The sequence below is a fragment of the Specibacter sp. NPDC078709 genome (genome assembly GCF_040686795.1).
In the GTDB taxonomy this organism is placed as follows: Bacteria; Actinomycetota; Actinomycetes; order Actinomycetales; family Micrococcaceae; genus Specibacter.
In genome coordinates this window covers 1-24,252 of record NZ_JBFBLU010000017.1, presented here as the reverse complement: position 1 = coordinate 24,252, position 24,252 = coordinate 1, and the positions used below count along the sequence as shown (strand labels likewise).

Annotated in this window: 23 protein-coding genes; 13 read left to right on the top strand and 10 right to left on the bottom strand. The window is 59.9% G+C overall.

The annotated features are described in order from the left end of the window. The 3 genes from AB0P14_RS17765 to AB0P14_RS17755 all read left to right on the top strand — a co-directional run. Positions 1-605 (top strand): HNH endonuclease signature motif containing protein (locus tag AB0P14_RS17765; RefSeq protein WP_363845454.1); only part of this gene is annotated, 605 nt, incomplete at its 5' end. Between the two features lie 181 nt (positions 606-786). Beyond that, entirely contained in the window at positions 787-2,739 is a 1,953-nt protein-coding gene (locus tag AB0P14_RS17760) for a penicillin-binding transpeptidase domain-containing protein (protein WP_363845451.1), read from the top strand. 37 nt (positions 2,740-2,776) lie between these two features. Beyond that, positions 2,777-3,058, top strand: coding sequence for a DivIVA domain-containing protein (locus tag AB0P14_RS17755; protein WP_363845448.1), 282 nt, complete (start codon positions 2,777-2,779; stop codon positions 3,056-3,058). Between the two features lie 26 nt (positions 3,059-3,084). On the opposite strand, the gene AB0P14_RS17750 is transcribed toward AB0P14_RS17755, so the two are convergent. Both AB0P14_RS17750 and AB0P14_RS17745 read right to left on the bottom strand, forming a co-directional pair. Then, positions 3,085-4,689 carry an ABC transporter permease gene (locus tag AB0P14_RS17750; protein WP_363845445.1) on the bottom strand — a complete coding sequence of 535 codons (1,605 nt, stop codon included), beginning with the start codon at positions 4,687-4,689 and terminating at the stop codon, positions 3,085-3,087. Positions 4,690-4,796: 107 nt separating this feature from the next. After that, positions 4,797-5,714, bottom strand: coding sequence for an ABC transporter ATP-binding protein (locus AB0P14_RS17745; RefSeq protein ID WP_363845442.1), 918 nt, complete (start codon positions 5,712-5,714; stop codon positions 4,797-4,799). Between the two features lie 173 nt (positions 5,715-5,887). On the opposite strand from AB0P14_RS17745, the gene AB0P14_RS17740 reads away from it, so the two are divergent. After that, positions 5,888-6,598 (top strand): NUDIX hydrolase, encoded by a 711-nt coding sequence (locus AB0P14_RS17740; protein ID WP_363845439.1) that lies wholly within the window; start codon positions 5,888-5,890, stop codon positions 6,596-6,598. Positions 6,599-6,644: 46 nt separating this feature from the next. Next, complete coding sequence (locus AB0P14_RS17735; RefSeq protein ID WP_363845436.1) at positions 6,645-6,857, top strand: PLDc N-terminal domain-containing protein; 213 nt, start codon at positions 6,645-6,647, stop codon at positions 6,855-6,857. Between the two features lie 16 nt (positions 6,858-6,873). Here the strand turns inward: AB0P14_RS17735 and AB0P14_RS17730 are convergent, their stop codons facing one another. Both AB0P14_RS17730 and AB0P14_RS17725 read right to left on the bottom strand, forming a co-directional pair. Beyond that, on the bottom strand, positions 6,874-7,869 hold the full coding sequence (locus tag AB0P14_RS17730) for a malate dehydrogenase (RefSeq protein ID WP_363845433.1): 996 nt from the start codon (positions 7,867-7,869) through the stop codon (positions 6,874-6,876). A gap of 263 nt (positions 7,870-8,132) precedes the next feature. After that, the gene (locus tag AB0P14_RS17725) at positions 8,133-8,762 is read right to left on the bottom strand and encodes a malonic semialdehyde reductase (RefSeq protein ID WP_363845430.1); all 630 of its coding nucleotides are present in this window, start codon (positions 8,760-8,762) and stop codon (positions 8,133-8,135) included. Between the two features lie 148 nt (positions 8,763-8,910). Between AB0P14_RS17725 and AB0P14_RS17720 the strand changes: the two genes are divergently transcribed. Then, positions 8,911-10,263, top strand: a complete 1,353-nt coding sequence (locus AB0P14_RS17720; protein ID WP_363845428.1) for a GNAT family N-acetyltransferase — start codon at positions 8,911-8,913, stop codon at positions 10,261-10,263. Between the two features lie 12 nt (positions 10,264-10,275). Here the strand turns inward: AB0P14_RS17720 and corA are convergent, their stop codons facing one another. The 3 genes from corA to AB0P14_RS17705 all read right to left on the bottom strand — a co-directional run bounded on the left by corA (position 10,276) and on the right by AB0P14_RS17705 (position 13,042). Then, positions 10,276-11,271, bottom strand: a complete 996-nt coding sequence (gene corA / locus AB0P14_RS17715) for a magnesium/cobalt transporter CorA (RefSeq protein ID WP_363845426.1) — start codon at positions 11,269-11,271, stop codon at positions 10,276-10,278. 42 nt (positions 11,272-11,313) lie between these two features. Then, a complete protein-coding gene (locus AB0P14_RS17710; RefSeq protein WP_363845423.1) occupies positions 11,314-11,829 on the bottom strand; it encodes an Lrp/AsnC family transcriptional regulator in 516 nt (171 codons plus the stop codon). A gap of 160 nt (positions 11,830-11,989) precedes the next feature. Then, positions 11,990-13,042 carry a nitronate monooxygenase gene (locus AB0P14_RS17705; RefSeq protein WP_363845420.1) on the bottom strand — a complete coding sequence of 351 codons (1,053 nt, stop codon included), beginning with the start codon at positions 13,040-13,042 and terminating at the stop codon, positions 11,990-11,992. 17 nt (positions 13,043-13,059) lie between these two features. Between AB0P14_RS17705 and AB0P14_RS17700 the strand changes: the two genes are divergently transcribed. Continuing rightward, complete coding sequence (locus tag AB0P14_RS17700; RefSeq protein ID WP_363845418.1) at positions 13,060-13,974, top strand: BadF/BadG/BcrA/BcrD ATPase family protein; 915 nt, start codon at positions 13,060-13,062, stop codon at positions 13,972-13,974. Between the two features lie 36 nt (positions 13,975-14,010). Here AB0P14_RS17700 and AB0P14_RS17695 read toward each other — a convergent pair whose 3' ends face one another. After that, entirely contained in the window at positions 14,011-15,030 is a 1,020-nt protein-coding gene (locus AB0P14_RS17695; RefSeq protein ID WP_363845415.1) for a LacI family DNA-binding transcriptional regulator, read from the bottom strand. Positions 15,031-15,256: 226 nt separating this feature from the next. Here AB0P14_RS17695 and AB0P14_RS17690 point away from each other — a divergent pair, with 226 nt between their 5' ends. The 4 genes from AB0P14_RS17690 (at position 15,257) to AB0P14_RS17675 (ending at position 20,389) form a co-directional block, all read left to right on the top strand. Continuing rightward, the gene (locus AB0P14_RS17690) at positions 15,257-17,194 is read left to right on the top strand and encodes a beta-galactosidase family protein (protein WP_363845412.1); all 1,938 of its coding nucleotides are present in this window, start codon (positions 15,257-15,259) and stop codon (positions 17,192-17,194) included. 60 nt (positions 17,195-17,254) lie between these two features. Then, positions 17,255-18,214: an ABC transporter substrate-binding protein gene (locus AB0P14_RS17685; RefSeq protein WP_363845409.1), complete on the top strand. Its 960-nt coding sequence runs from the start codon at positions 17,255-17,257 to the stop codon at positions 18,212-18,214. 90 nt (positions 18,215-18,304) lie between these two features. Beyond that, positions 18,305-19,522: a pyridoxal phosphate-dependent aminotransferase gene (locus AB0P14_RS17680; protein WP_363845407.1), complete on the top strand. Its 1,218-nt coding sequence runs from the start codon at positions 18,305-18,307 to the stop codon at positions 19,520-19,522. Between the two features lie 12 nt (positions 19,523-19,534). Then, the gene (locus tag AB0P14_RS17675) at positions 19,535-20,389 is read left to right on the top strand and encodes a polyphosphate kinase 2 family protein (protein ID WP_363845404.1); all 855 of its coding nucleotides are present in this window, start codon (positions 19,535-19,537) and stop codon (positions 20,387-20,389) included. Positions 20,390-20,480: 91 nt separating this feature from the next. Here the strand turns inward: AB0P14_RS17675 and AB0P14_RS17670 are convergent, their stop codons facing one another. Further along, positions 20,481-20,708 (bottom strand): exodeoxyribonuclease VII small subunit, encoded by a 228-nt coding sequence (locus AB0P14_RS17670; RefSeq protein ID WP_363845401.1) that lies wholly within the window; start codon positions 20,706-20,708, stop codon positions 20,481-20,483. Further along, positions 20,705-22,000, bottom strand: a complete 1,296-nt coding sequence (gene xseA, locus AB0P14_RS17665) for an exodeoxyribonuclease VII large subunit (RefSeq protein ID WP_363845399.1) — start codon at positions 21,998-22,000, stop codon at positions 20,705-20,707. Before xseA ends, AB0P14_RS17670 begins: the two co-directional genes overlap by 4 nt. Before the next feature lie 197 nt (positions 22,001-22,197). Between xseA and AB0P14_RS17660 the strand changes: the two genes are divergently transcribed. Together AB0P14_RS17660 and AB0P14_RS17655 are read left to right on the top strand one after the other, a co-directional pair. Further along, positions 22,198-23,031, top strand: a complete 834-nt coding sequence (locus AB0P14_RS17660) for a hypothetical protein (RefSeq protein ID WP_363845396.1) — start codon at positions 22,198-22,200, stop codon at positions 23,029-23,031. Between the two features lie 10 nt (positions 23,032-23,041). Further along, positions 23,042-24,121: a 4-hydroxy-3-methylbut-2-enyl diphosphate reductase gene (locus AB0P14_RS17655; RefSeq protein ID WP_363845393.1), complete on the top strand. Its 1,080-nt coding sequence runs from the start codon at positions 23,042-23,044 to the stop codon at positions 24,119-24,121. The last annotated feature ends 131 nt before the right edge of the window (positions 24,122-24,252 follow it).

The window sequence follows — 24,252 nt, the reverse complement described above, 5'->3', positions numbered from 1 at the left end:
CAACAGCCTCGGCCTTGAACTCCGGACTGAACTTACGACGATTAGACATGAAACAGATTCTCCTAAACCCTGTCCCAAATCACCATACGGGCGCAGAGATCGCTCGGAAGTTGTTGAATAATGGGTCTTCGTTCTTGCGGGTATTGACTGATCCGATTACGGGGGAAGCGTTACCGTTGGAGCCGCAACGGTATAGGTTGCGGGCGGCGGAACGGGCGGTGTTGCAGGCTTTGGCTGGGTGTTGTTATGTACCGAATTGTCCTAATCCGGTGATGGATACGGAGTTGGATCATTTGAGGGCTTTTGAATTCGGCGGACCATCCACCATGGCGAATTTGCGCCCGGCGTGTAAACGCCATCATCTGATGAGGCACTTCAAGGACGATAAGAACCGCCGTGGCCGTCGGCGGTGTATTGATGAACCAGAACGGGCCGGGATCCAGCTCCGTGGCTGGACACCACAACTCACCAAAGACGGACGGATCGGCTGGATCACGCCCAGTGGCAAGTACCGGCCACCACTGAACACCGAACCAGACAGGCCCGAATACCCGAAATGGCTCAAAAAACTCATCAGCAAAACCACCAAAAAACCGACAAACTAGCCATACAGCCAGTCGTTTGGCGCAGGACTACCCGGCTGGACAACCGCCATTCGTCCAGAGAGACCAACGTCTACTCCAGAGGACGGTCGACACCGCAGTATTCATTCATATCCAGGCCAGTGACCGCCAAACCCAGCACGGCAGAGCGGTAGGCTGAATCTCAAACTACGTCAGGGAGCTCATGTTTCGTCGTATCACCGGTTTGTTGCTAGTCCTTGGACTCGTTGTTGGCGGAAATGCCTGTTCCGCACCTGACGACGGTAGCTCCACGGCCGATGCCCTAGCTAAGGCACTGACAGCCCACACCGTGGGCGATTTGAGTTTCGACAAGCCCGCATCAGACGTACAAAACGAGCTGACCGAGCTTGCCAAAGGCATTGATCCGGTGTGGCCGACGGTCGCAGTCAGCGGGGTGGAAGTCAGCGAAGACACCGCCCGCGTATCACTGGACTACACCTGGAAACTGCCCGAGGTTGAAAAAACTTGGACGTACTCCACCGGTGCCGATATGAAGCGCGACGGAAGCGGCTGGGTCATCACCTGGTCAACAGAAATGGTTCAACCGGATCTCAAAACCGGGGAGCGTTTCCAGATCAGCACCAAGGAGAGTGAACGGGCGGGAATTCTCTCTGCCGACGGTGAAGCCATCGTGAAAGACAGACCAGTACACATTGTCGGGATCAACAAGGACGGCCTAAACGAGGCAGAAGCCGCCGCTTCCGCTAAGGCGTTGGCGGCGGTCCTGGACATTGACGCCGCAGTCTACGCAGCGAAGGTCAAAGCCTACGGCCCTGTAGCCTTCGTTGACGCCATCACCTTGCGTGAGGATGCCTTCAAGGCGTTGGACCAGGACAAACTCAAATCAGTCCCCGGAATCCTCGTTGTGCCGGACACCATGCCGTTGGCGCCGTCTCGAACCTTTGCTTCAGCGATTCTTGGGACGGTGCATGAGGCCACAGCGGAGGACATCGAAAAGTCGGAGGGCAAGATTGTTGCTGGCCAGATGGTCGGTACCGGTGGCCTGCAAGCGGCTTTTGACGCGCAACTCTCCGGTACCGCTGGGGTCATCGTCAGCGCAGTTCCCGCTGCCGCAACTAATTCCGCAACTAGTGCCGCTCCTACTGCAACTACCACGGACGACGCCGGGGCCTCACCCATTGAGCCCACCGCACCACCGAGGACCCTCTTCTCTGTCGACCCCATCAAGGGCAAAGACGTGAAAACTACCTTGGTCCCCAGCGTTCAAAGTGCAGCAGAAGCGGCGCTGGACAGTGTAAGAACGCCAAGTGCAATTGTTATTATGCGCCCCTCCACCGGGGCAATTTTGGCCGCTGCGAATGGCCCTGACAGCAACGGTTACAACACGGCGTTCTTGGGACAGTACGCTCCGGGTTCGACCTTCAAGATGGCTACGTCGCTGGGATTGCTGCGCATGGGCATGGGCCCGGAATCAACAGTGAGCTGTACTCCGGAGTTCACTGCCGACGGCAAGAAGTTCCTCAATGCACCCGGCTATGCGCCCGAGGTGACGGGTGAGGTGTCCTTGACAACCGCCGTCGCACATTCCTGCAATACCGCTTTTGTCTCACAGTTTGAAAAACTCTCGCAGGAGAACCTGGCTGACGCAGCTGGCGCTTTGGGGATCGGCATGGTCAATGATCTGGGCTTGGACGCCTATATGGGCGCTGTGCCGCGTGATTCCAAGGGAACTGAGCATGCAGCGTCGTTGATCGGACAGGGAAAAGTGCAAACCTCGCCGCTGGCAATGGCGACCATGATGTCCTCCATGGTCAAGGGTGCAGTGGTTGTTCCCGTTCTTGTGGACGGCCATGACGGCAAAGCGAAACCCGCCGAAGGTGCTGCCCTGACCGCGAAAGAAGCCGGTGACCTGCGCACCATGATGCGGGCGGTAGTGACTGATGGCTACTTGTCTACCCTTGCAGATCTGCCTGGTGCCGAAGCGATTGGAAAGACGGGAACGGCCGAGTTTGGCACAGATACCCCGCCACGCACCCATTCGTGGGTCATTGCCGCTCAGGGTGACATTGCCGTGGCGGTCTTTGTCGAAGACGGGGATTTGGGTGCCATCACGGGCGGCCCGCTGGCCAAGGCGGCATTGCTGGCGGCGCAATAACAGATCAAGAATGTACGCAAAATTACAGAGGAGAAACATGCACAGCTCGGAAGCAAATAACGTCAAGTTTTCCCTGACAAAGTTCCGGGCCGGCTACGAGCTGGCAGAGGTGGACGATTTTCTCGATAGTCTGCATAACGCCCTCGCTCAATGGGAGTCCGGCCGTCCGGGCACAATCCTCGCTGCAGAGGTGGTCCAACAGCGTTTCGCCGTCACCAAGTTTCGCAACGGCTACGACCAAGATCAGGTGGATGATTTCCTTGCTAAGGCCACCGCTACCTTGCAGGCCTACGAGAAAGTCAGCAAGCCGGGCTACTGACTGGAACTTCGGCTTCTGCTGGTGACTCAAAAATCGGGGCTCAGATCGCGGCGTCGAAACTGCACGATGCCCAGTGTCGCCAGTGCTACGGCCAAGAGTGCAAGGATTACGAGCGGTAGCAGCATGAACGTGTCTGCAGGTAAACGGGGGACCGCACCGAAGGGGGTAGCCCTGATGGTGGCTTCTGACAGTGAGAACAGATTCCCGAACATGGCCGCTAGCACCGAGGCGCCGTATACGGCCCAGCTGATACTGATGGTCCATCGGGGCGCAAACCCCGTCAGGAAAAGCATCACGCCCATCATCAGCAGCACGGCCGGCCAGTAGAGGAGCGATGCGCCCGCCAGCTGACTGCCCGTGGCCGCGCCTTGCGAGGAAACACCTGTCAGATATCCGCCGATCAGCAACATGAGAGCGGAACCAATCGCAGCCACCAGTATCTGTGCGCCCAACCACTTGTAGCGCGAGAGCGCTCCGGCCAGTTGAGCATCGAGGCGCCCGCTGGCCTCTTCGCCTCGAGTAGCAGAGAGGCACTGCACCGCAAAGGCTCCGGCGAGCAAACCGTTGAAGAGCACAAAGATACTCAGAACACCGTCGAGCAAACTGTCGGAAGTGCCCACAAAGGACCGGGCCAAGGGGTTGGTGGGATCAAGTGCGTCTGTCATAGCCCGGGCAACACCGCCGAAGAACACTCCAGCAACCATGGCGCCAACAAACCAGCCCACCAGACCGCTGCGCTGCAGCCGCAACACGAGCCCCACAGGCTCAAGCAAAAATCCTGACGCGCGGGACGGTCCATGACGATCAGGGAGTAGACCGCTACCCAAATCCCGGATGCTTTCAAGACGTAGCGCGAGCACGCAGCAGCCCACTGCCAGCAGTACCAGAGCCAGCAGCGGCCACCACGTATCTTGCCCATAGGGCCTCATATTTTGCGCCCAAGCAATGGGTGAGAACCAGCTCAAGATGTTGGGATTCCCGGCTCCGAGATTCCCGGCGCCGAGATTCAAGGTGCTGCCATTAAGGGCACTGGGCGTCGGGGTGCTCGGATCAACCCCGCTGGACTGTAAATCTGCCCCGGCGCGGATGAAGTAAAACACGGCCAGTAATCCCACTCCCAGCGAATTGGCGCCCCTACTCGTGGAGCTCAGTTGCCCGCAGATTGCCGCAACGCCCACGAAGGCCAGCCCCGTGCCAGCAATGGACGCGCCCATGACGAAGGAGCCGGCCGCTGGCAGCGTCACAAATAGGCACAACAAAGAGACCAGCATTCCCGTCAGGAGGCTGAGGCCACCTGCCACCGCGTAGTTTGCCGTGCTGTAGGCGTGACGGCCGATAGCCGAGGATTTCAAGAGTTCGGTACGGCCAATCTCCTCATCTGCCCGGCCGTTGCGGGTGACCAGAAAGATGGAAGCGAAGCCCAGTGCCACCGCCAAGGTCATCCAAATCTTGATCACGAGTATGCCGCCCAAAGATCCGGCAGCGTATGGTAACCCCGTCAACGCTGCCACCGCTGGAGTATTGGCCACTTGAGCATAGGCATTGCGTGCAGCCTGGGTGGGAAAAGCCTGCTGCTGGGAATCGTAGACAACGGGAATCATCAGCGCCAAGACCGCGGCCCAGATGCCCAACCGGAGCCAATTGCGGCGAAGGATGAACCGGGCACAGAGCCAAAATCCGGTTGTGGCCCTTGACCGCGGCAGGACCTGTGCAACCGCGCGTGGAGTGCTCGCGCTGCTCATCGTGATCTCGAAGTCCGTGCAGTCGTGCCATCGTAGTGGCGCAAAAACAAGTCCTCCAACGAGGGTGGGCTGGAAAGTAGACTATGCGGCGAATAGTTCGACAGCGCCAACAACACCGTACCTAAATCATCTTCACTCACGGTGAAAGTTGCGTGGGTGCCAGTAACCACGAGATCGTTCACGCCCGCCACCGCGGCCAACACCGACGCATCTTGGTCTAACACCACCGAGACCGTGGTCCGGTGGAGGTGACGCAACGCGTCCAGCCGTCCAGACTCAACGGTTTTGCCATCCCTGATGATCGTGACGGTGTCGCAAAGTTTCTCCACTTCGGCGAAGATATGGCTGGACAGCAGCACGCTGCGACCCTCCGCCTTGACCTCCTGAATACATGCGGTGAAGACCTGCTCCATCAATGGGTCGAGGCCGGAGGTGGGTTCATCCAAAACCAACAGCTCGGCATGAGAGCTCAGAGCCGCCACAAGGGCAACCTTTTGCCGGTTTCCCTTTGAATAGCTGCGTGCCTTCTTCGTGGGATCGAGCTCAAAGCGCGCCAGCAAACTATCGCGCTTGGTGTTGTCGACACCACCACGGAGGCGGGACAGGATGTCGATGATCTGCCCGCCTGTGAGGTTGGGCCACAGGCTCACCTCTCCGGGCACATAGGCAATGCGTCGATGAAGTTCGACGGCGTCACGCCAAGGATCGCCGCCCAGCAAAGTCACGCTGCCGCCGTCGGACTTCAAGAGTCCCAGCAGGATGCGGATGGTGGTCGACTTTCCAGAGCCGTTGGGCCCAAGAAATCCAGCAACGCTGCCCTGCTCCACGAGTAAGTCCAAGCCAGCCAAGGCGGGGGTCTTGCCAAATCGTTTCTGCAGGCCCGTGACCTCAACAGCCAGCTCATTCATCGACATGATCCAGCCCCTTTCGTGATGCCTGGGAAATCCTCAAGTGCGGCATCGGGACAGCGAGACAATCAATGACGGCGCCCTGCAACCGTGGCTGTCCAGACACGTCATGATGAGCTGCACTCATAATTTGCAGGCTACGCGCATGCATTGACTGCGGCAATGGATAGGCTGTCTGCATGGAGACAGTTGCACCGCTTGCACCGTTGGAAGATGCTTGCACCGTAGTCATTCTGCGTGACGGCGGCTCAGGCCTGGAGACGTTGATGCTGGAGCGGCCCACCAACAGTCGCTCCTTTGGGGGTGCGTGGGTGTTCCCTGGCGGGAAGGTTGACCCCGCAGACCGCGTCGACGGCTTTGGCAGAGTGTTGGATGAGCTTGCCGCGGCCCGGGTGGCCGGGCTGCGTGAGCTGGAAGAAGAGACCGGACAGCAACTCACACCAGAGGAGCTGATCTGGGTCTCGCAGTGGACGCCCATGCAGGCCATCCCGCGACGGTTCCGCACCTGGTTCATGGTGGCTCAGGCAGCGCCTGGGAAAATTGTGCTCAACCCGGATGAACACGACCGTTACGCCTGGCTCACGCCTGCCCAGGCACTTGACCAGCATGCCCGGGGAGAAATGACGCTGGTGGCTCCCACCTGGGTCACTTTGCACAACCTCGACGGCGTTGCCTCCGTAGCGGATGCGTTGGCAGGCGCCAGAGTAGGCGCCGCCACACGTTACAACAGTCACCTTCTGGTATCCGAAACGGGAATCCGCCCAGACGGAGTGCTCTGGGCCGGTGACGAAGCCTACCCAGCCGCGGATGGTCTAGCAGCAGCCCCCGGCGCGCGACACAGGCTCATCACTAAGACGCTGCCTTGGGTCTTTGAACATACGAGTCTTTGAACACGCGCGAGGCCATAGAAAACTACAAAGGATTAAGGATCAGGTCATGAAGACGCAATGGAAAGAATTGAGCCAAGTGCGGCGGTGCATGATTGTTGCCGCCGGGGCTCTCCAGATGACGTTGCAGGCAGCCGCGTTGCGAGACATCGCACGGAGAAGCCCAGCGCAGGTCAATGGATCAAAAGCGGGGTGGGTGGCGGCGTCGTTCATTAACTTCGCCGGACCGCTTGCCTACTTTGCTAAAGGACGGAAGAAGTAGCACCGAAGTAGCTAGCTCAGAGTAATCCGAGTTCGGCTACGGCGTCCCGTTCGGACTGAAGCTCCGCCACGGAGGCGTCAATCCGGGCGCGGGAAAACTCGCTGATGTCCAGACCCTGCACAATGCTGTAACTGCCGTCTGCCGTGGTGACCGGGAATGAACTGACGAGTCCTTCGGGCACGCCGTAGGAGCCATCGGAGGGGACCGCCATACTGGTCCAATCGCCTTCGGGGGTGCCATGGACCCACAAACGCATGTGTTCGATGGCAGCGTTGGCGGCCGATGCGGCCGATGATCCGCCGCGCACGGAGATGATCTCGGCTCCGCGCCTGGCTACCCGTGGGATGAACTCCTCGGCGACCCAAGATTCCGCCACTAACGAGCTGGCGGGCACTCCGCCTGCCGTGGCGTGGCTGATATCGGGGTATTGGGTAGCCGAATGGTTGCCCCAGATGGCCACGTTCTTGATGTGCGAAACCGGGTATCCTGTCTTGGCAGCCAGCTGCGCCACGGCCCTATCGTGATCCAGTCGGGTCAGTGCTGTGAAGCGCGACGCCGGGATGTCGGGTGCGTGCGACGCCGCAATTAGGGCGTTGGTATTGGCGGGGTTGCCCACCACCACGGCTTTGAGATCGGGTGCCGCACCAGCATTCAATGCCCGGCCCTGGACCGAGAAGATGCCGCCATTGGCGCTCAGAAGATCGGCGCGCTCCATACCCGGCCCACGCGGACGGGCGCCCACCAGCATGGCGATGTTGGCGCCGTCGAACGCCTTGATTGGATCATCGAAAACCTCCAAAGCTGCCACGAGCGGGAACGCGCAGTCCATCAGTTCTAAGACTGTCCCTTCAGCGGCTTTGGCAGCCTGCGGGATTTCTAGCAGATTCAGTTTCACCGGTACGTCGGGGCCCAGCATGGCCCCCGACGCAATCCGGAAAAGCAACGCATAACCGATCTGGCCAGCGGCGCCGGTGACAGTGACTGTAACAGGGGCGGGAGCATGTGCGTTCATGGCGCCAGTCTAGCCCCGCCTACGCCGCTTGTGCGGTGATGTACCCCCTTCAATGGTGAGCGCCGCCGCTGGAGTTGGGACAACTGCCCGGGACGAGCAGACAGTACTGGAGGGGCCGATGCCGCGATAGGGACCGATGCCGCCGAAGGGGCTCGGGCAGGGACCTGGGGCAGTAAAAAGCGCGCCGTCCCTCATGAAAAACTAGGGGCGACGCGCTGGGTGAGAATTTATCCCACAACAGCCCATAAGGCTGAAATGGATTATTACAACGTTACGGTGGCTAGCTCAAATTCGAGGCGCTGCAGACGTTCGCGGTCAACGACGCCGTTGGGCTTGCCCAGGTTGACCACCATGAACGAGTTGTACGGAGTACCTGTGTTGAACTCGGCATCCATGCCTGCTGCATCAAAGCCTGTCATGGGGCCGGCGGCAAGTCCTGCTGAACGGGCGGCGAGGATGAAGTAGCCGGCCTGCAGGTGTGCGTTATTCACAGCCATGGTCTTGCGCATGTCAGCATTGCCCTCAAACATGGGGATCATCTTGGCCATGTGCGGTGCCGTGGTGGGCAGCAGATCGTGCCAGTCATTCGTGTAGCTCAGCACTGCCACCATGGGTGCGGTGAGGGTCTTGGCCTTGTTGCCATCGCCCATGTGCTCCACCAAACGAGTGCGAGCCTCTTCCGAGCGGACCCAGGAGATGCGCAGCGGCTGGATGTTCATGGCGGTCGGACCCATTTTGGTCAGGGCGTAAACAGCCTGCAGCGTCTCGTCGCTGATTTCTTCATCCGACCAGCTATTGGCAGTGCGTGCTTCTAGGAACAGAGCCGCGGCGGTTTCGCCGTCCAGAATAAGTTCGTTGTGGAGGTCGATCTCGGTAGCAACGTCAATGCTCATGAGCCCAGCTTTCTATAAATCTATAAATCGGCGTCAGTGTTCGACCTGTACAGCGCACGTAGTGGATGGTTTTGTTTCTGGTTTTGCCATGACATGGCTCACAGTGCCAAGATGGCGGGACTGATCAACGCAAAGGAGCGGCAGATTTATGAGCCCATGGGCCATCCGGGATTTCCATCCACAAGATGTTGAAGGCATTCTGCAGCTGTGGCAGGCGTTACGCGACAATGGTGTGCAGCCGGTTTACGATCTGTCCGAAGTGCTGGCCTCCTGCGAAAAAGACCATGCGGTGGTGGCCGTCCAAGGCGATCAGATTGTGGGGGCGGCTGTTGGCCGCGCCGCTCACGATCAAGGGTGGATTGTCTTCCTGGCCACGCTGCCGCCCTTCCGCGGCCGAGGCATCGGCACGCTGCTGCTGGCCGCCGTCGAAAATCGGATGGCCGCTCATGGCTTGAACAAGCTCTCAGCCCTGATGCCGGAAACTGAAACCCGGGTGGAGGCGTTCACCAACCGGGGCTTTGTGGTCAAGAAGAACCTGCGTTACTTTGAACGGCACATCCCCGTCCAGCGTGCCGAACTCGGTGCCCTAGAGGAGCTCGGCGGGCGGGTCTTGCCGCGGGATCTCTGGGATCGGGTGGCGGGTATGACTGCCGAAAAGGAACTGCTTGAGCGGCGCCTGGTACTGCCGCTGGCGGAGTCCGATCTGGCCGAGGAATTCGGGGTGGTGCCGCCCCGCGCCGTGGTGCTTTTTGGTCCTCCTGGGACAGGGAAAACCACCTTCGCCAAGGCGATAGCTTCACGGCTGGAGTGGCCCTTTGTGGAGGTCTTCCCGTCCCGGCTGGCGGGCGAGCCAGGCGGTTTGGCCGGGGCTCTGCGTCAGACCTTCTTGGACATCGCCGAGCTGGAGCATGCTGTGGTGTTTATTGATGAGGTTGAAGAGATTGCCTCGCAGCGTTCGGGGGAGCCGCCGTCGCCCATGCAAGGGGTCACGAACGAGCTCCTGAAGATCATTCCGGCCTTCCGTGACCAGCCTGGCCGCCTGCTGGTGTGCGCCACGAACTTCATCCGGTCCCTGGATTCGGCCTTCCTGCGCCACGGACGTTTCGATTACGTGATCCCGATCGGGCTGCCTGATGAGCAGGCCCGCACCGCTATGTGGAACCGCTTCATCCCCGCTCATGTGGTGGCCACTATTGATGTAGCGGCGCTCGTGGCTGCCAGCACCGGCTTCTCTCCGGCGGACATTGAGTTCGCCGCTCGCAGCGCCTCCCAACGTGCTCTGGAAAAGGCCATGTTCGACGGCGGTGCCTCCTCAGGTGGGCCCGGTGCTGCCGCAGGTGCAGACTCCTCCGCAGATGGAGACTCATCCGAGAAAAACCCGCAGGTGCGGGGCCCGGTGACGGCCGACTATCTGGAGACGATTGCCGAGACGAAAGCTACTGTCAGTGACGCCGTCGCTGCCGACTTCCTTGAGGACATTGCCGCCCTCGCCCGTACGTGAGTGCAGCTGTAGCTACAGCCACGTCTTCTTTTTGAAGATGATGTACATGATGAAGCCCACCAGGAACATCAGAACCAGGGCAAAGGGGTAGCCAAACGCCCAATGCAGTTCCGGCATGTTGTCAAAGTTCATGCCGTAGATAGAGCCCACAAATGAGGGTGCGAACAAGATGGCGGCCCAGGATGAGATCTTCTTCATCTGCTCGCTCTCTGCCGCGTTCGCCTCGTTCTGCCGGTTGGCTGTCAGCGTGCCATCCACCGTCAGAGCGTTTTGCAGCAGCTGTCGGAACGAATCCGCCCGTGCCGTAACGGACTCAACATGGTCTTCGACGTCACGCAGGTAGCGTTGCAGTTCAACGTCCACGTTGTACTTGTCAAAGCCGCCCTTGAGTCGATCAAGCATGTCGCGCAACGGGTGGATGGCCCGCTGGAACTGAATGACCTCGCGGGAGAGCTGGTAGATGCGCCGGGAAACAGTGGGATCGCCGGAAAATAGCTGGTCCTCGATCTCGTCGATGTCGTTTTCCAGACCGTTGACCACGGGCTGGTAATCGTCCACCACCTGGTCCATGATCGCGTACAGAACAGCTTCCGGGCCCATGGCCAAGAGCGCGGGATCGGCCTCGAGCCGGGTGCGGGTGGAGGACAAGCCTGGGGTTTCCGCGTGGCGGATGGTGACCACAAAGTCCTTGCCGGTGAAGACATGCAGCTCGCCAAACTCAACTGATTCATTCTCATCGATGTATCTGGCGGGCCGAAGCACGGTGAAGAGGACGTCGTCGTACCTCTCCAGCTTGGGGCGCTGGTGGGCCATGATGGTGTCTTCCACGGCAAGTTCATGCAGCGAAAACTCGGCGGCAAGAGACGTCATCTCCGCCTCATCGGGGCGGAACATGCCAATCCAGGCCATGCCGCCGCAGGCGTCCATGACCTCGTAGGTCTGCTCGAGGCTGATGGGATCGGCGAAGCGCTTGCCGTTGACGTACACGGCGTTGTCAATGATGGTCACCTGCCCATTATGGGTCAGGTGGGTGCCATTTGCGTGCCGCGGCTAATCCAGTGGACCGGTGTGCCCTGGAATGTGCTGGAAAACCAGGGTGGTCTCGGTGTGCCCCACCACAGGATCGGTGGTCAGATTATCCAGCACCCAGTCGCGGAGCGCATCGGTATCACGGACGGCAATGTGCAGGAGGTAGTCCACGGATCCGGAGGTGTGGAAGGTGGAAAGGACCTCGGGCAGCAGCGGAACACGGGCGGTGAACGTGTCAATTTCTTCCCGGTCATGGGCGCGCAACCGAACCGCGATGAGTGCCTGCACAGCGCGGCCAATCGAGGCCAGATTCAGTTTGGCTTCAAAACCTTCGATGGCGCCGCGTTCCATGAGGGCACGGGTACGCATCAAGGCGGTGGACGGCGCAATTCCCACAGTGTCGGCCAGATCGCGGTTGGTGATCCGCGCATCAGCCACCAGAGTGTCGATGATCTGACGGTCGACGGCGTCCAGCGGCTCGGCGTGGTGGCCGGCCTGGGTCTGCTCGCGCCGAACGTTCTTCGCTGGTGATGCCATGGGATCCTCCAAGGTATGCGTGCTTAGCGGGGACATTTTCGTTTGTAACGTCCGTTAGTTCGCTATACTAGCAAATTTCCGAACTATTGCGCTGTCTATGCGGTGGCGGTGGCGGGGCCTGTGCGGTGTGGGTGGAACGCGGTTGGACGCGGTAGCCGGATTAGAGTTCGCGCAGGAATTCTTTCACCACAGCGGCTACTGGAACGGCCTGAGCCGATTTCCAGCCGGTTCCCGCCCAGAGATTCAAAGCCCGAGGGTCCTGCGCTGCAGCCGCGGCGGCCCGGAGCGGGGCGGTCAGGAAGTGTACTTCGGGATAGGCCTCCGGAGCCGTAGCAGTGTGATCCCGGACAAAACCGTTGACCAAGGCGCGGGCCGGCTTGCCGGTAAAGGCACGGGTCATGGCCGTACGGGTGTAGCCGGGGTCGGCCAGGGCGTCCTTGTGAAGTGGCCGCGCGCCGCTCTCCTCCGTGCGGATCAGCGCGGTGCCGATGGCCACAGCCGTGGCTCCAGCGGCCAAGGCAGCTTTGGCTTCAGCGGGGCCACTGACACCGCCGGCACCAACCAATGGCACGCTCACAGCAGAGCGAACCTCGGACAGCAATTGAGGAAGGGTGAGGTGTGTTCCGGTCCGGGTATTCTCGGCTGATGGGCCGCCAGCCGCTAAGAACGCCGCGGTGTGCCCGCCTGCGTTGGTGTGCTGAACCACCAAGGCGTCTACTCCGGTGGCTACCGCTGCCACCGCTTCAGCGGCCGACGTCACGGAGGCGACTACCCGCGTCCCAGCCTGATGTAGCCGGGAGACCACCTCGGCCGGAGCCAGACCAAAGGTAAAACTCACCATGGGAATCGGATCCGCGAGCAGGAGAGCAATTTTTTCGTCCCAGTAATCTTGCACCCGCGGATCTTCCTGCGGCGGCGCAGCGAGAGGTACCTCTGCGCCATATCGGGCAGCCGTGGCCAGCAACTCGACCCGGTAAGCCGCCAAGCGGGCTGCCGCATCTGCTCCCAGCGGCGTTGTTCGCGGCACAAACAAGTTCACACCAAAGTTACCGCCTGTGGCGCGCAAGGGTGCAATGTGCCGGGCGAGTTGTTCAGCGGTTTTATAGCCGCCGGCTGCGAAAGCAAAGGCGCCGGCACCTTGGGCGGCCAAGGCGAGTGCCGCCGTCGTGGTTCCGCCAGCCATTGGTGCCGCAATCAGGGGTGTGTTAAACATGGCATTAGTCTAGGGGTGTGAACAAAAACACCTTGAACTCGCGCTCTGCCCGCTCACGTTTTGTGGGCCTGGATATTGGCGGCTCGAAGACGCGTGGAATCGTCTGGAGTGACGGCGTGGTGACCAGCGATTCCAGTGTTGGTAGCACCAATGTTCAAAACGTCAGCCCGGAAACGGCCGTTGCGAACATGGCCGCGTTGTTCGCTGAGCTGGAAGTGGATGGTGCCACGCATGTTCTGGCCGGTGCCGGTGGCGTTGATACGGAGGAGGACGCCTCCGCACTGAGGAGCCTCATCGCACCTTTCGTCCCGGGGGCTCAGGTCGAGGTGGTGCATGACACCCGATTGCTGCTGGCGGCTGCCGGTGCAACATCCGGGGTGGCCGTCATTGCCGGAACGGGTTCTGCGGCCTGGGGCATCAACGATTCGGGTGAACAGGCTCGAGCCGGGGGCTGGGGCTATCTGCTGGGCGACGAAGGCAGCGGTTACTGGCTGGCTCGCGAAGCCGTGCGTTACAGCCTGCGGCGGATGGACGCCGGGGAGCCCGTTGACGAGCTGACGGCCTCACTTCTTGACTATTGCGGACTGGCCGAGCCTCAGTCACTGATTGCCCATTTCCACCACGGAACGTCCCGGCGCTACTGGGCTGCGGCATCCCCTGTCATCTTCGCAGCAGCCGCCAGCGGCCATGAGCAGTCGTTGGTTCTGGTGGACCGTGCAGGCGCAGATTTGGCCAAGATGGCCGCAGAAGTTGCCAGTCAGTTAAAGATTGCCGGTCCGGTGGTGCTGGGTAGTGGCATGGGCAGTAACGTTCCGGCGTTGCAGGAAGCCTTCCGGTCCCATTTGGCCCAGCACGGGCTGGACCAGGTCCAGATCCTGAGCCAGGACCCCATTTTTGGCATCCCACTTCTGGTGGCGCAGTCGCTTGATTAGCCGACGGGCCTAGAAGACGGGCCTTAGAAAATAGGTTCAGCCGGCGGGCGGGGGAGCGGTGCTTGCCCGCACAACCAGGGTGGGTGCCACGATGTCCGCAGTGGTAGCAATTTTCGGATTGGTGATTTGAGCGACGAGCCGGTGTACCGCACGGCGTCCGGTGTCCTCGAAGGACTGCCGCACAGTAGTCAACGGTGGGGTGGAATAAGCAGCCAAATCAATGTCATCGATGCCGACCACGGAGACATCTTCAGGAATACGCCGGCCCAGCTCAGTGAGGGCCCGGATGACCCCAAAAGCCATTTCATCACTGGCCACAAAGATGGCCGTCACCTCGGGCATCCGCCCCAGAATGAGTCCGTTGCGGTAACCCGATTCCGGGCTCCAATCTCCGTGCAGTTCCGGGGGGACCTCGCGGCCAGCCTCCTGCAGGGTACGTCGCCAGCTGTTCAGGCGGCTGGAAGCATCGGACCATTCAATCGGGCCAGCGAGATGCCAAACGGTTTTGTGGCCCAGATCCAAGAGGTGTTTGGTGGCCACCATGGCGGCAATGTCCTGGTCCACGCCCACCGCGCGATCACCCAACCCGGCTGAGCCATCTGTGTTGACGGTGGGGATGCGGGCAGTAATCTTTGCCACCTGCTCCACGGCTTCTTGTAGCGGTGCAGCGATGATGATGCCATCCACACCCTGGTACACCAACCTGCTTACTGCATCGATGACGCTCTGAGAGCTGAGGCTGGAGGTTACCGAATTTACGGTGTAGCCAGCCTCGCGGGCACCCAATTCAACACCCAGCGCCAACGATGAGCGTGCATAGTTGTTGGTGGCTAGGGTCAGCACGCCAATGGTCTTTGATCGTCCAGTTACCAGTGCGCGAGCCGTGTTATTGCGGCGGTAGCCCAACTCGTCAATGACCGCGAGTACTCGCCGGCGTGTGCCGTCCTGCACATTGGGGTGCTCGTTGAGAACTCGGGACACGGTCTGTGCGGACACTCCCGCAGCAGCTGCGACGTCCCGCATTGCCGGACCACGTTCATATTGCTGCGTGCTCATGATGTTCCTTGGGGTGGAGGGGCCTTGCGGCCTGCGCGAAGCGTGAGGGGTGATTTCGGAAGCGTGAGGAGCGATTTTGGAAGCCAGTCTAGTTGTTAGCATGTAACATATCCCGAATTCGCATGCAATTGGTGGGTTCTGCTATTACTTCCGGCAACATGCGCCTAGGATTGTTATCCATAACTGCGTTGCTGTTTCTGCGTCGGACCTAGTTCCAGGAGTTTAGTTGTCTACGTTTGTGACCTCGCCAGGTGCTGCCGGCGGCAGCACCGCACCCTCGCCGGAGGGGTCGGCTGTGCTGACACCAACGCCGGCGCTTAGCTACTCGGATCGCAAGCTTTTCAGGAACGGATCCCCGCACCGCATCATCGCAGGCGCCATGCACTATTTCAGGATCCACCCGGAGCAGTGGCCAGACCGGATAGAGCGCATGGTTGCCATGGGTGTCAATACTCTGGACACCTACGTGGCCTGGAACTTCCACCAGCCTTCTGCGGATGTGGCCCCCGACTTCACCGGGTGGAAGGACCTAGCCAAGTTCATCACGATGGCTGGCGATGCTGGACTGGATGTTATTGTTCGTCCCGGGCCCTATATTTGCGCCGAATGGGACAACGGAGGCTTCCCTGCCTGGGCCATTTCCGATCCAGAGATGGTGCTGCGCTCCTCGGACCCGCTGTTCACCAGCGCGGTGGAAGGCTGGTTTGATCATTTACTGCCTGTCATTGCGCCTCTGCAGGCATGCAACGGCGGACCCGTGGTGGCGGTCCAGATTGAAAATGAATACGGCAGCTACGGCGATGATCAGGAATATTTGCGTTGGAACCGCAAGGCGCTCCTTGACCGTGGGATCACCGAGATTCTCTTTACAGCCGACGGCGGCACAGACTACTTCCTTGACGGCGGTGCCCTGCCAGATACCTGGGCAACGGCAACTCTCGGCTCCCGCGGCGACGAAGCCGATGTCGTCTGGGAGCGTCGGCGCCCGGGTGAACACTTCTTTAATGTTGAATTCTGGAACGGTTGGTTTGACCACTGGGGAGAGGACCACCACACCCGCACCGGCAAGGATGCCGCTGCCGAAGCAAAGAAGATCCTTGACGTTGGCGGGTCAATCTGCCTGTACATGGCCCATGGTGGCACCAACTTTGGTCTAGGTTCCGGTGCGAACCACGATGGAGCCATCCAACCCACAGTCACTAGCTATGACTCGGATGCACCCATTGCCGAAGATGGTCGCCTGACCGAAAAGTTCCACGCCATGCGTGAAGCTTTCTTTAGAGCTTCTGGACGCGAGCTGACGCCTGTTCCAGCTCATCTGGACCGGCCTGCGCCCGTGGTCCCTGCAAGCAAGTTTGACCTTTTCCGAGGGACGGAACTGCTCGATTTTGTACGCGCCATCGAGCCTGTGCCGAGCGTCAAACCGCTATCCTTTGAAAAACTTGGGCTCGACCGCGGCCTAGTCCACTACAGCGCTCAAGCCGTACTGCCCGTAGGCGAAGCCACCGTTAAAGTCCGTGGGCTGCACGACCGAGCCTACCTTTGGATTAACGGGCGGTTCGCGGGGGTGCTGACGGACGCCAATGGTGCGGATGGTTTGAAGGTGACCACTGGTGGTGGTGTGACCGCACTGGAAATTTTGGTCGAGAACCAAGGACGTATCAATTACGGACCGCTCTTTGGCCAAGGGAAAGGCATCCTAGACGGCGTCCTGATCAATCAGCGCTACGTCTTCCACTGGGAGCAGCGGCCCATCAACTTGGACAGGCCACTATCGGAGTTGCTTTCGCTCGGTGGGGCGCCGGATCATGTCGGTGAGCCGGAAAGTTCCGCTACTTCAGGTGCTGTGGCAACAGCGGATGCGGAGTCTGCTGCTGCGGGCCCCGGCTATTTCCATGGTGAACTGCACATCGACGAACCGGCAGATAGCTACCTCGCCCTGCCCGGCTTCGGCAAGGGTATGGTGTGGGTCAACGGCTTCTTGCTGGGCCGCTTTTGGGAAGTGGGTCCGCAGGTGACGCTATATATTCCTGCACCGCTGCTCAAGGCTGGCGCAAACAAGATCACGGTGTTTGAGTTGGAACATGGGGGAACCCACGGTGAAATCCACGAGCAGCCGAATTTGGGTGGTGTCGGGGTAACGTATGTTGAGGATTTGGGGTAACCCGTACTCAACAAAAACTGTCATCACGGCAGTTAATACCAGGGAATCAGGGAGTTTCAGGTGCGCAAGAGGTTAGTCGCTGCACTCAGCGCGTACATGGTTCTGGGCACTCTTGTCGCCTGCACTCCCGAACCTATCGTCACGATCCCCAGCAACTCGCTGTCTGCGGAGGCGCCTGAGCTAACTATTTCCGCTCCCTTGTCTCCTTCTGGAGTAAACGCCAAGGAAGGTGCCTTGGTGGCGCAGGTGTACGCGGCGGCGCTCAAGGCGGCCGGGATCAAGGCTGTGGTGGAAGCTACGCCGGCGACACCACAGGATCAGCTCTCCGGATTGGCAGCAGGAAACGGGGACATTGCTCCGGGCTATTCACGCGAGCTACTGACCGCCTTGGCCCCCAGTACTACGGCAGAGACCCCAACGGAGGTCATCAGCGCCCTTAAAGACGCGGTTCCCGAAGGCATCAGTGTGCTGGATGCTGCTAAGTCCCAAGACGTGGACAACCTGGTGGTAACCGCTGCCACGGCCGAAAAGTACCAACTTAAGTCCATCGAGGATCTAGCCAAAGTCTGCGACAAGCTGTTGCTGGGTGGACCGGCTGGGTTCCAGGAAAAAGGCAGGGGACTGGCAGGGCTGGGCAGCGACTATAACTGCGTGCCAAAGAAGTATGTGACCTTGGAACCGCTGTTCGATGGCAGCCGTGATGACCTCCTGTGGGCGCTCCTGCGCGATGACATCCAGGTTGCCGACATCCACAGCTCCGCGCCCGCAATAGCCGACAACGCACTGGTGTCGCTGACAGATACCAAGCATCTTTTCCTGGCACAAAACGTGGTTCTGCTGATCGATAAGAACAAGGTTCCGGCCGAGGTTCAGGACATCCTCAACAAGGTCAGTGGCGCACTCTCAACAGAGGAATTAGCTAACCTCAACCGGCTGGCCCAAGACCGGTATTTCGGCGACTTGTCCGAAGTAGCCACGGCATGGCTGATCCAGGTGGGACTAGTCAAAGCCAGCTCCTAAGGCCGTCATCAAGCCACTTGATTGGCATTGGCCCGGACACTGCGCCGATTCCAGCTCAAATTCAGGGCCCGGGTATGCCATATTGGATAAATGGCAGAATTCACCCAGTCCACCAAGCTTCACAACGTTCTCTACGACATCCGTGGACCCCTGCTGCAGAAAGCGCAGCAGATGGAGGCTGAAGGCCACCGGATCCTCAAACTGAACATTGGCAACCCCGCGCCGTTTGGGTTCGAAGCGCCCGACGCGATTTTGGTGGACATGATCCGCCATCTCCCACACGCCCAGGGTTACTCGGATTCCCGCGGAATCTTCTCCGCCCGCACCGCAGTGGTGCAGTACTACCAAACACGCGGCATCCAGAACATCCATGTCGATGACGTGTACTTGGGAAACGGGGTCAGCGAACTCATCACGCTGTCGCTGATGGCCCTGCTGAACAACGGCGACGAAGTGCTGATCCCCGCGCCGGACTACCCCTTGTGGACGGCCTCGGTGAGCCTTGCCGGAGGCAGGCCCGTCCACTATCTGTGCGATGAGGACAACGAGTGGTGGCCGGATCTGGATGATCTTGAGGCAAAAATTACGCCCAAGACCAAGGGCCTTGTCATCATCAATCCCAACAACCCCACGGGGGCTGTGTACCCGGACCACATTCTGACGGGCATGATCAATCTGGCACGCAAACACAATCTGGTGGTGTTCTCGGACGAAATTTACGAGAAGATCCTCTACGGGGACGCCATTCACATCAACACAGCCAGCCTCACAGGCGATGATGTGTTGTGCATGACGTTTAGCGGGCTGTCCAAGGCCTACCGGATCTGTGGTTTCCGATCCGGGTGGCTGGCCATCTCTGGGCCCAAGGCTGCCGCTGCGGATTATCTAGAGGGCATTAACCTGCTAGCGAATATGCGCCTGTGTGCCAACGTGCCAGGGCAGCACGCGATCCAGACAGCTTTGGGCGGGCATCAAAGCATCAATGACCTGATCCTGCCAGGCGGAAGGCTACTTGAGCAGCGAGATCTGGCCTACCGCATGCTCAACGACATTCCGGGTGTCTCGGTCAACCAGGCCAAGGGCGCGCTGTATTTGTTCCCCAAGCTTGACCCGGAGATGTACCCCATCAAGAATGATGAGAAGTTCGCTCTGGAGCTGTTGGAGTCACAAAAGATCTTGATCTCCCACGGCCGGGCGTTCAACTGGCTCCAGCCAGACCATTTCCGCCTTGTCACTTTGCCCAATGTTGTGGACCTTGAAGAAGCCATTGGGCGGATTGCCGAGTTCCTGAGCACGTACAAACCCTAGGAAAGGCCCACAGTGTCCCTGCCGCTTGGTTTTACTGATCACCCGTCCAAGATCCTGCGCGTGAAACAGGGCTTTTCTTTGGCGAAACAGCCCACCAACGCCGCTCCCGGGTACACCGGGAAAAAGGCCGACGGCGCCGCCACCTTGGCGGAGCGGGCGCCAGTTTTAGCCCAACTGCAAGAGCAGCTATTTGCCGAAAGTCGCTTTGGTGGGAAAAAATCCGCACTGCTGATACTGCAAGCTATGGATACAGCAGGTAAGGGCGGCATTGTGGGCCGGGTTGTGGGCGCCGTGGATCCGCAAGGGGTAAAGCTCACCACCTTCAAGGCGCCGACTGATGAAGAAAAGGCCCACGATTTCCTGTGGCGCGTGCGGCCGGCTGTTCCTGGACCCGGGATGCTAGGGGTCTTTGATCGGTCCCACTACGAAGACGTGCTGATTCACCGCGTTCACGGCTGGGCTGATGAGACGGAATTGGAACGGCGCTACCAGGCCATCAATGATTTTGAAGAAGAAATGGCGGCGTCAGGAACCACGATCGTGAAGATCATGCTGAATCTGAGCCCCGAAGAACAGCTGGAACGGCTCACTGCGCGACTCCAGGATCCCACGAAGTATTGGAAGTACAGTCCCACGGATCTTGATGAACGCTCCCATTGGGGGGCGTATATGGATGCCTATCAAAAGGTGTTCGAGAAGACGAGCACGGAAACCGCGCCGTGGTACGTGGTCCCGGCCGACAAGAAATGGTACGCCCGCATGGCCGTCCAAGAGATTCTCATCAAGGCGTTGGGGGGATTGAATTTGCAGTGGCCAGCTGGTGATTTCGATCTGGCTACAGAACGCGCCAGACTAAAAAACGCCTAAAGCCCAACGCTGACGCTCGCGCTTGGTTGCTGCCGTGCACTGAATTTCGTAGCCCCCGTATTTCAGTGCACTGCAGCACCCCGGGCGGGTGTTATTCGGCCTCGGTGCGGGCTGCGTTGAGGCGGGCTTTGGCGCCTTCGAGCCATTCTTCACAGCGTTTGGCCAAGGCTTCGCCGCGCTCCCACAAAGCCAAGGAATCTTCGAGGCTGGAACTGCCAGCTTCGAGCTGGTTGACAACGCCCATGAGCTGTTCGCGGGCCTGCTCGTAGCTGAGATCTGCGATGTCTGAGTTGGGGACTGTGGCTGCTGCGGGGCTCATACGGATTCCTTTGAGTCTGTGGAGGTGTCTGTGGATGTGGTGGAGCTTGCGGTGGTGCTGGTGGCGGTGGCCGTGAAATCGCCGACCGCTACACGAATTTTCACTAGTGTTCCGGCGTTGACCTGCTCGGAAGACCTGACAATGCTCCGGTCGTCCAGCTGGACAACGGCGTAGCCACGGTCCAGTGTTTTCTGCGGTGACAGGGCGCGGACTTGGGCGCGCAGATGCACTAGCTGGTCCGAATGCCGCCCCACTTGGGTGCGTACCGCGGTCAGAGCCCGGCCGCCCAAGGCTGCGACGTCGTCGTGCTTGGCAGTGAGCATGGACTGTGGGTTAGCCAAAACGGGTCGGGTACGCAGATAGGCCAGCCGTTCGGCTTCGCGGTCCAGCATCTCCCTGATACGGCGGTTGAGCTGGGTGCGGGCCTGGTCCACGCGTCGCAGTTCCTCGCCAACGTCAGGAACAATGCGCTTGGCAGCATCTGTCGGGGTAGAAGCGCGGAGATCGGCCACCTCGTCCAGGAGTGGCCTGTCAGCCTCGTGACCAATGGCGCTGACCACGGGGGTCAGTGCCGCAGCCACTGCGCGCACTAGCGATTCATGGCTAAATGGCAGGAGGTCCTCGAGTGATCCGCCGCCGCGGGCGATGACAATGACATCGATACGGGGGTCGGCATCTAATTCTTCGAGGGCTCCGATGACGCTGGTGACGGCGTTGACGCCCTGAACAGCGACCTCGCGGACCTCAAACTCTACAGCGGGCCAGCGTAGTGCGGCATTGCGCAGAACATCTTTCATAGCGTCAGAATTGCGCCCCGTGATGAGGCCGATCCGGTGCGGGAGCAGGGGCAGCGGCTTCTTGCGCCGCGGGTCAAAGAGTCCTTCGGCGGCCAACGCCTGGCGCAGCTTCTCGATCCGGGCGAGCAGGTCACCCAGCCCGACGGGGCGAATGTCCTGCCCCTGCATGGATAGCCGCCCTGTCTTGAGCCAAAAATCAGGCTTGAGCTGGGCCACCACACGGGAACCGCGTTCCAGCGGAGCCTCCAACCGGCTCAAAACAGAACCCCACACCGTAACACTCAGGGACACTTCTGCATCAATATCGCGCAAGGTCAGGTAGCTGACATTGGCGCGCTTGTTTAGCTCGATCACCTGAGCCTCAACCCATGCGGGAGGAGCTTTTTCAATGTGGGTCTTGAGCTTCTGGCTCAACAGCTGCAACGGCCACGGGTTATCTGGAGTTGTGTCCGCCGCCGTGGGTGCTAGGACCTTCCGCTCCGGTGGTTCCGTCATGAAAGTTTCGCCGTCCTTTGCTCCTGGGTGTCAGCCTGGTCTAGTTGTGCTGCTTGTTAGTGCTGTTGGTTTTGCTATTGGTTTGTTACTTGAGAACAACTCTATCTTTAGGCACCGACACGCGAACGCGGCTATCCACAGGCATGAACTACTATGAGGAATCATTGGGAGCAGTTTTTGTGGTTGAGGGACATTTCATGCGCACTGCAGTTTCGGCACTTCTTGTTATTGCGGCACTGCTGCTCGCTGCGATTGCCGGGCCTTCTCTCTGGCTGCAACGCAATGTTGTAGACGGGCCCGGATTTACCAAGCTCGCCGGACCCCTAGGCAGTAACAGCGAATTTCAAGAGGGCCTATCCGCGCTGGCTGCCGATCATGTCACCGGGTCCTTGGACCTGTCACCGCAGCTGAACGAGCTCGCTGGGGCCATCATTACTTCGGCGGCGAGGTCTCTGCACACCGACCCCGGCTATGAGGCTGCGTGGACCAAGACTCTGCAACGAAGCCATGAGCTGACCTTTAATGCTGCCGGGAATCAAAATGTGCAGGGTGATCTGAAGCTCGATATTGCCCCGTTGGTGGAACTGGTGGCCGCGAACGTCTCTGCGAACCTTGGTGTTCCTTTGCCCACGCCCAAAGACGTGGTCATCAGTGTGGACCAGCCCAAGGTGGCTCAAGCGCTACCCTTGACGACCAAGCTGGGAGGCTGGTCAGGCTGGATGGTGTTCATCGCCGTCGACCTTCTGGTTCTGGGAATGATTGTGGCTCGCCGCCATGCACTGACGCTCATCCTCGGTGGTGCCGGTCTTGCCGCCGTGGCACTGCTGTGGTTGTTGGGTTCGGGGTGGGTTGAGAGCGCGTTGGTCGGGATGGCTGTGGGGCCGGAGGTGGCGCAACAATTCGGGATCCAACTTGGGGCGCTGGCTCGGGCCAGCTGGCAAGGCGGAATCACCGTCACGTTTGTCATCGCCGCGGTGATGATGGCCGCCGGTGGTGCAGCTCTCATGCTTAAGCGGCGGCGCACCACGTAGGATAGTGGATATGAGCACCACTGCCGTTTCCTTGTCCATGCCCGTCGTTCCGCGTCGTCGCAGGCCGCCCGAAGAGGTGGCTGCCGCCGCCCCGGTCACCGGAGAAAAGCGCGTCCTTCTGGCAGCGCCGCGCGGTTACTGCGCCGGCGTCGACCGCGCCGTGATCGCCGTCGAAAAGGCTCTTGAGCACCACGGTGCGCCCGTCTATGTGCGCAAGCAGATTGTCCACAACGTCCATGTGGTCACCTCGTTGGAAGCCAAGGGCGTCATCTTTGTGGAAGAAAACGAAGAAGTTCCCGAGGGTGCATTGGTGGTCTTTTCCGCCCACGGCGTCTCACCAGCTGTGGTCCAGTCCGCTGCCGATAGGGGACTGCGCACCATTGACGCCACCTGCCCCCTCGTGACAAAAGTCCACAAGGAAGCCGTGCGTTTTTCCAAGGAAGACAAGCACATTCTGCTCATTGGGCACGAAGGTCACGAGGAAGTGGAAGGCACGTACGGGGAAGCCCCCGAGAGCACCACGATCGTGAACAATCCGGAAGAGGCGCGCACGGTCCAGGTCGCGGACCCCGAGAACCTGATTTGGCTTTCCCAGACCACGCTCTCCGTGGATGAAGCCATGGAGATTGTTGAAATTCTGCGCGAACGGTTCCCGAAACTGCAGGACCCGCCCAGCGACGACATCTGCTACGCCACCACCAATCGCCAAGGTGCCATCAAGGAGATCGCACCGCAAGCAGATCTGGTCATTATTGTGGGCTCCGCCAACTCATCGAACTCAGTCCGTCTCGTGGAGGTCGCGCTGGAATACGGCGCCAAGGCCTCTTATCGGGTGGACTTCGCCGCCGAAATTGATGAGTCCTGGTTTGTTGGTGCCGCTACGATTGGCGTGTCCAGTGGCGCGTCCGTTCCCGAGGTCCTGGTGCAGGATGTGCTGCACCTGTTGAACCAGTACGGGTACGGTGCCGTGGAAGAAGTGGTGACCGCCAAGGAAGACATCCTGTTCTCCCTGCCCAAGGAACTGCGGGCCACCATGAAGGCTGCCGGAGACATGGACTACAAGGGCGTGCGCAGCTCCAACCTGTTGTAGTGCTTCCCTAAGATTGATTGATATTTCCAGCATGACTATAGCGGCGTGGCCCGAACCAATTGGTTCGGGCGACCACTGAAAACCTGGGCCTGCACGGCAACAATAAGTCGGCTGCGGAAATCAACCGGGCT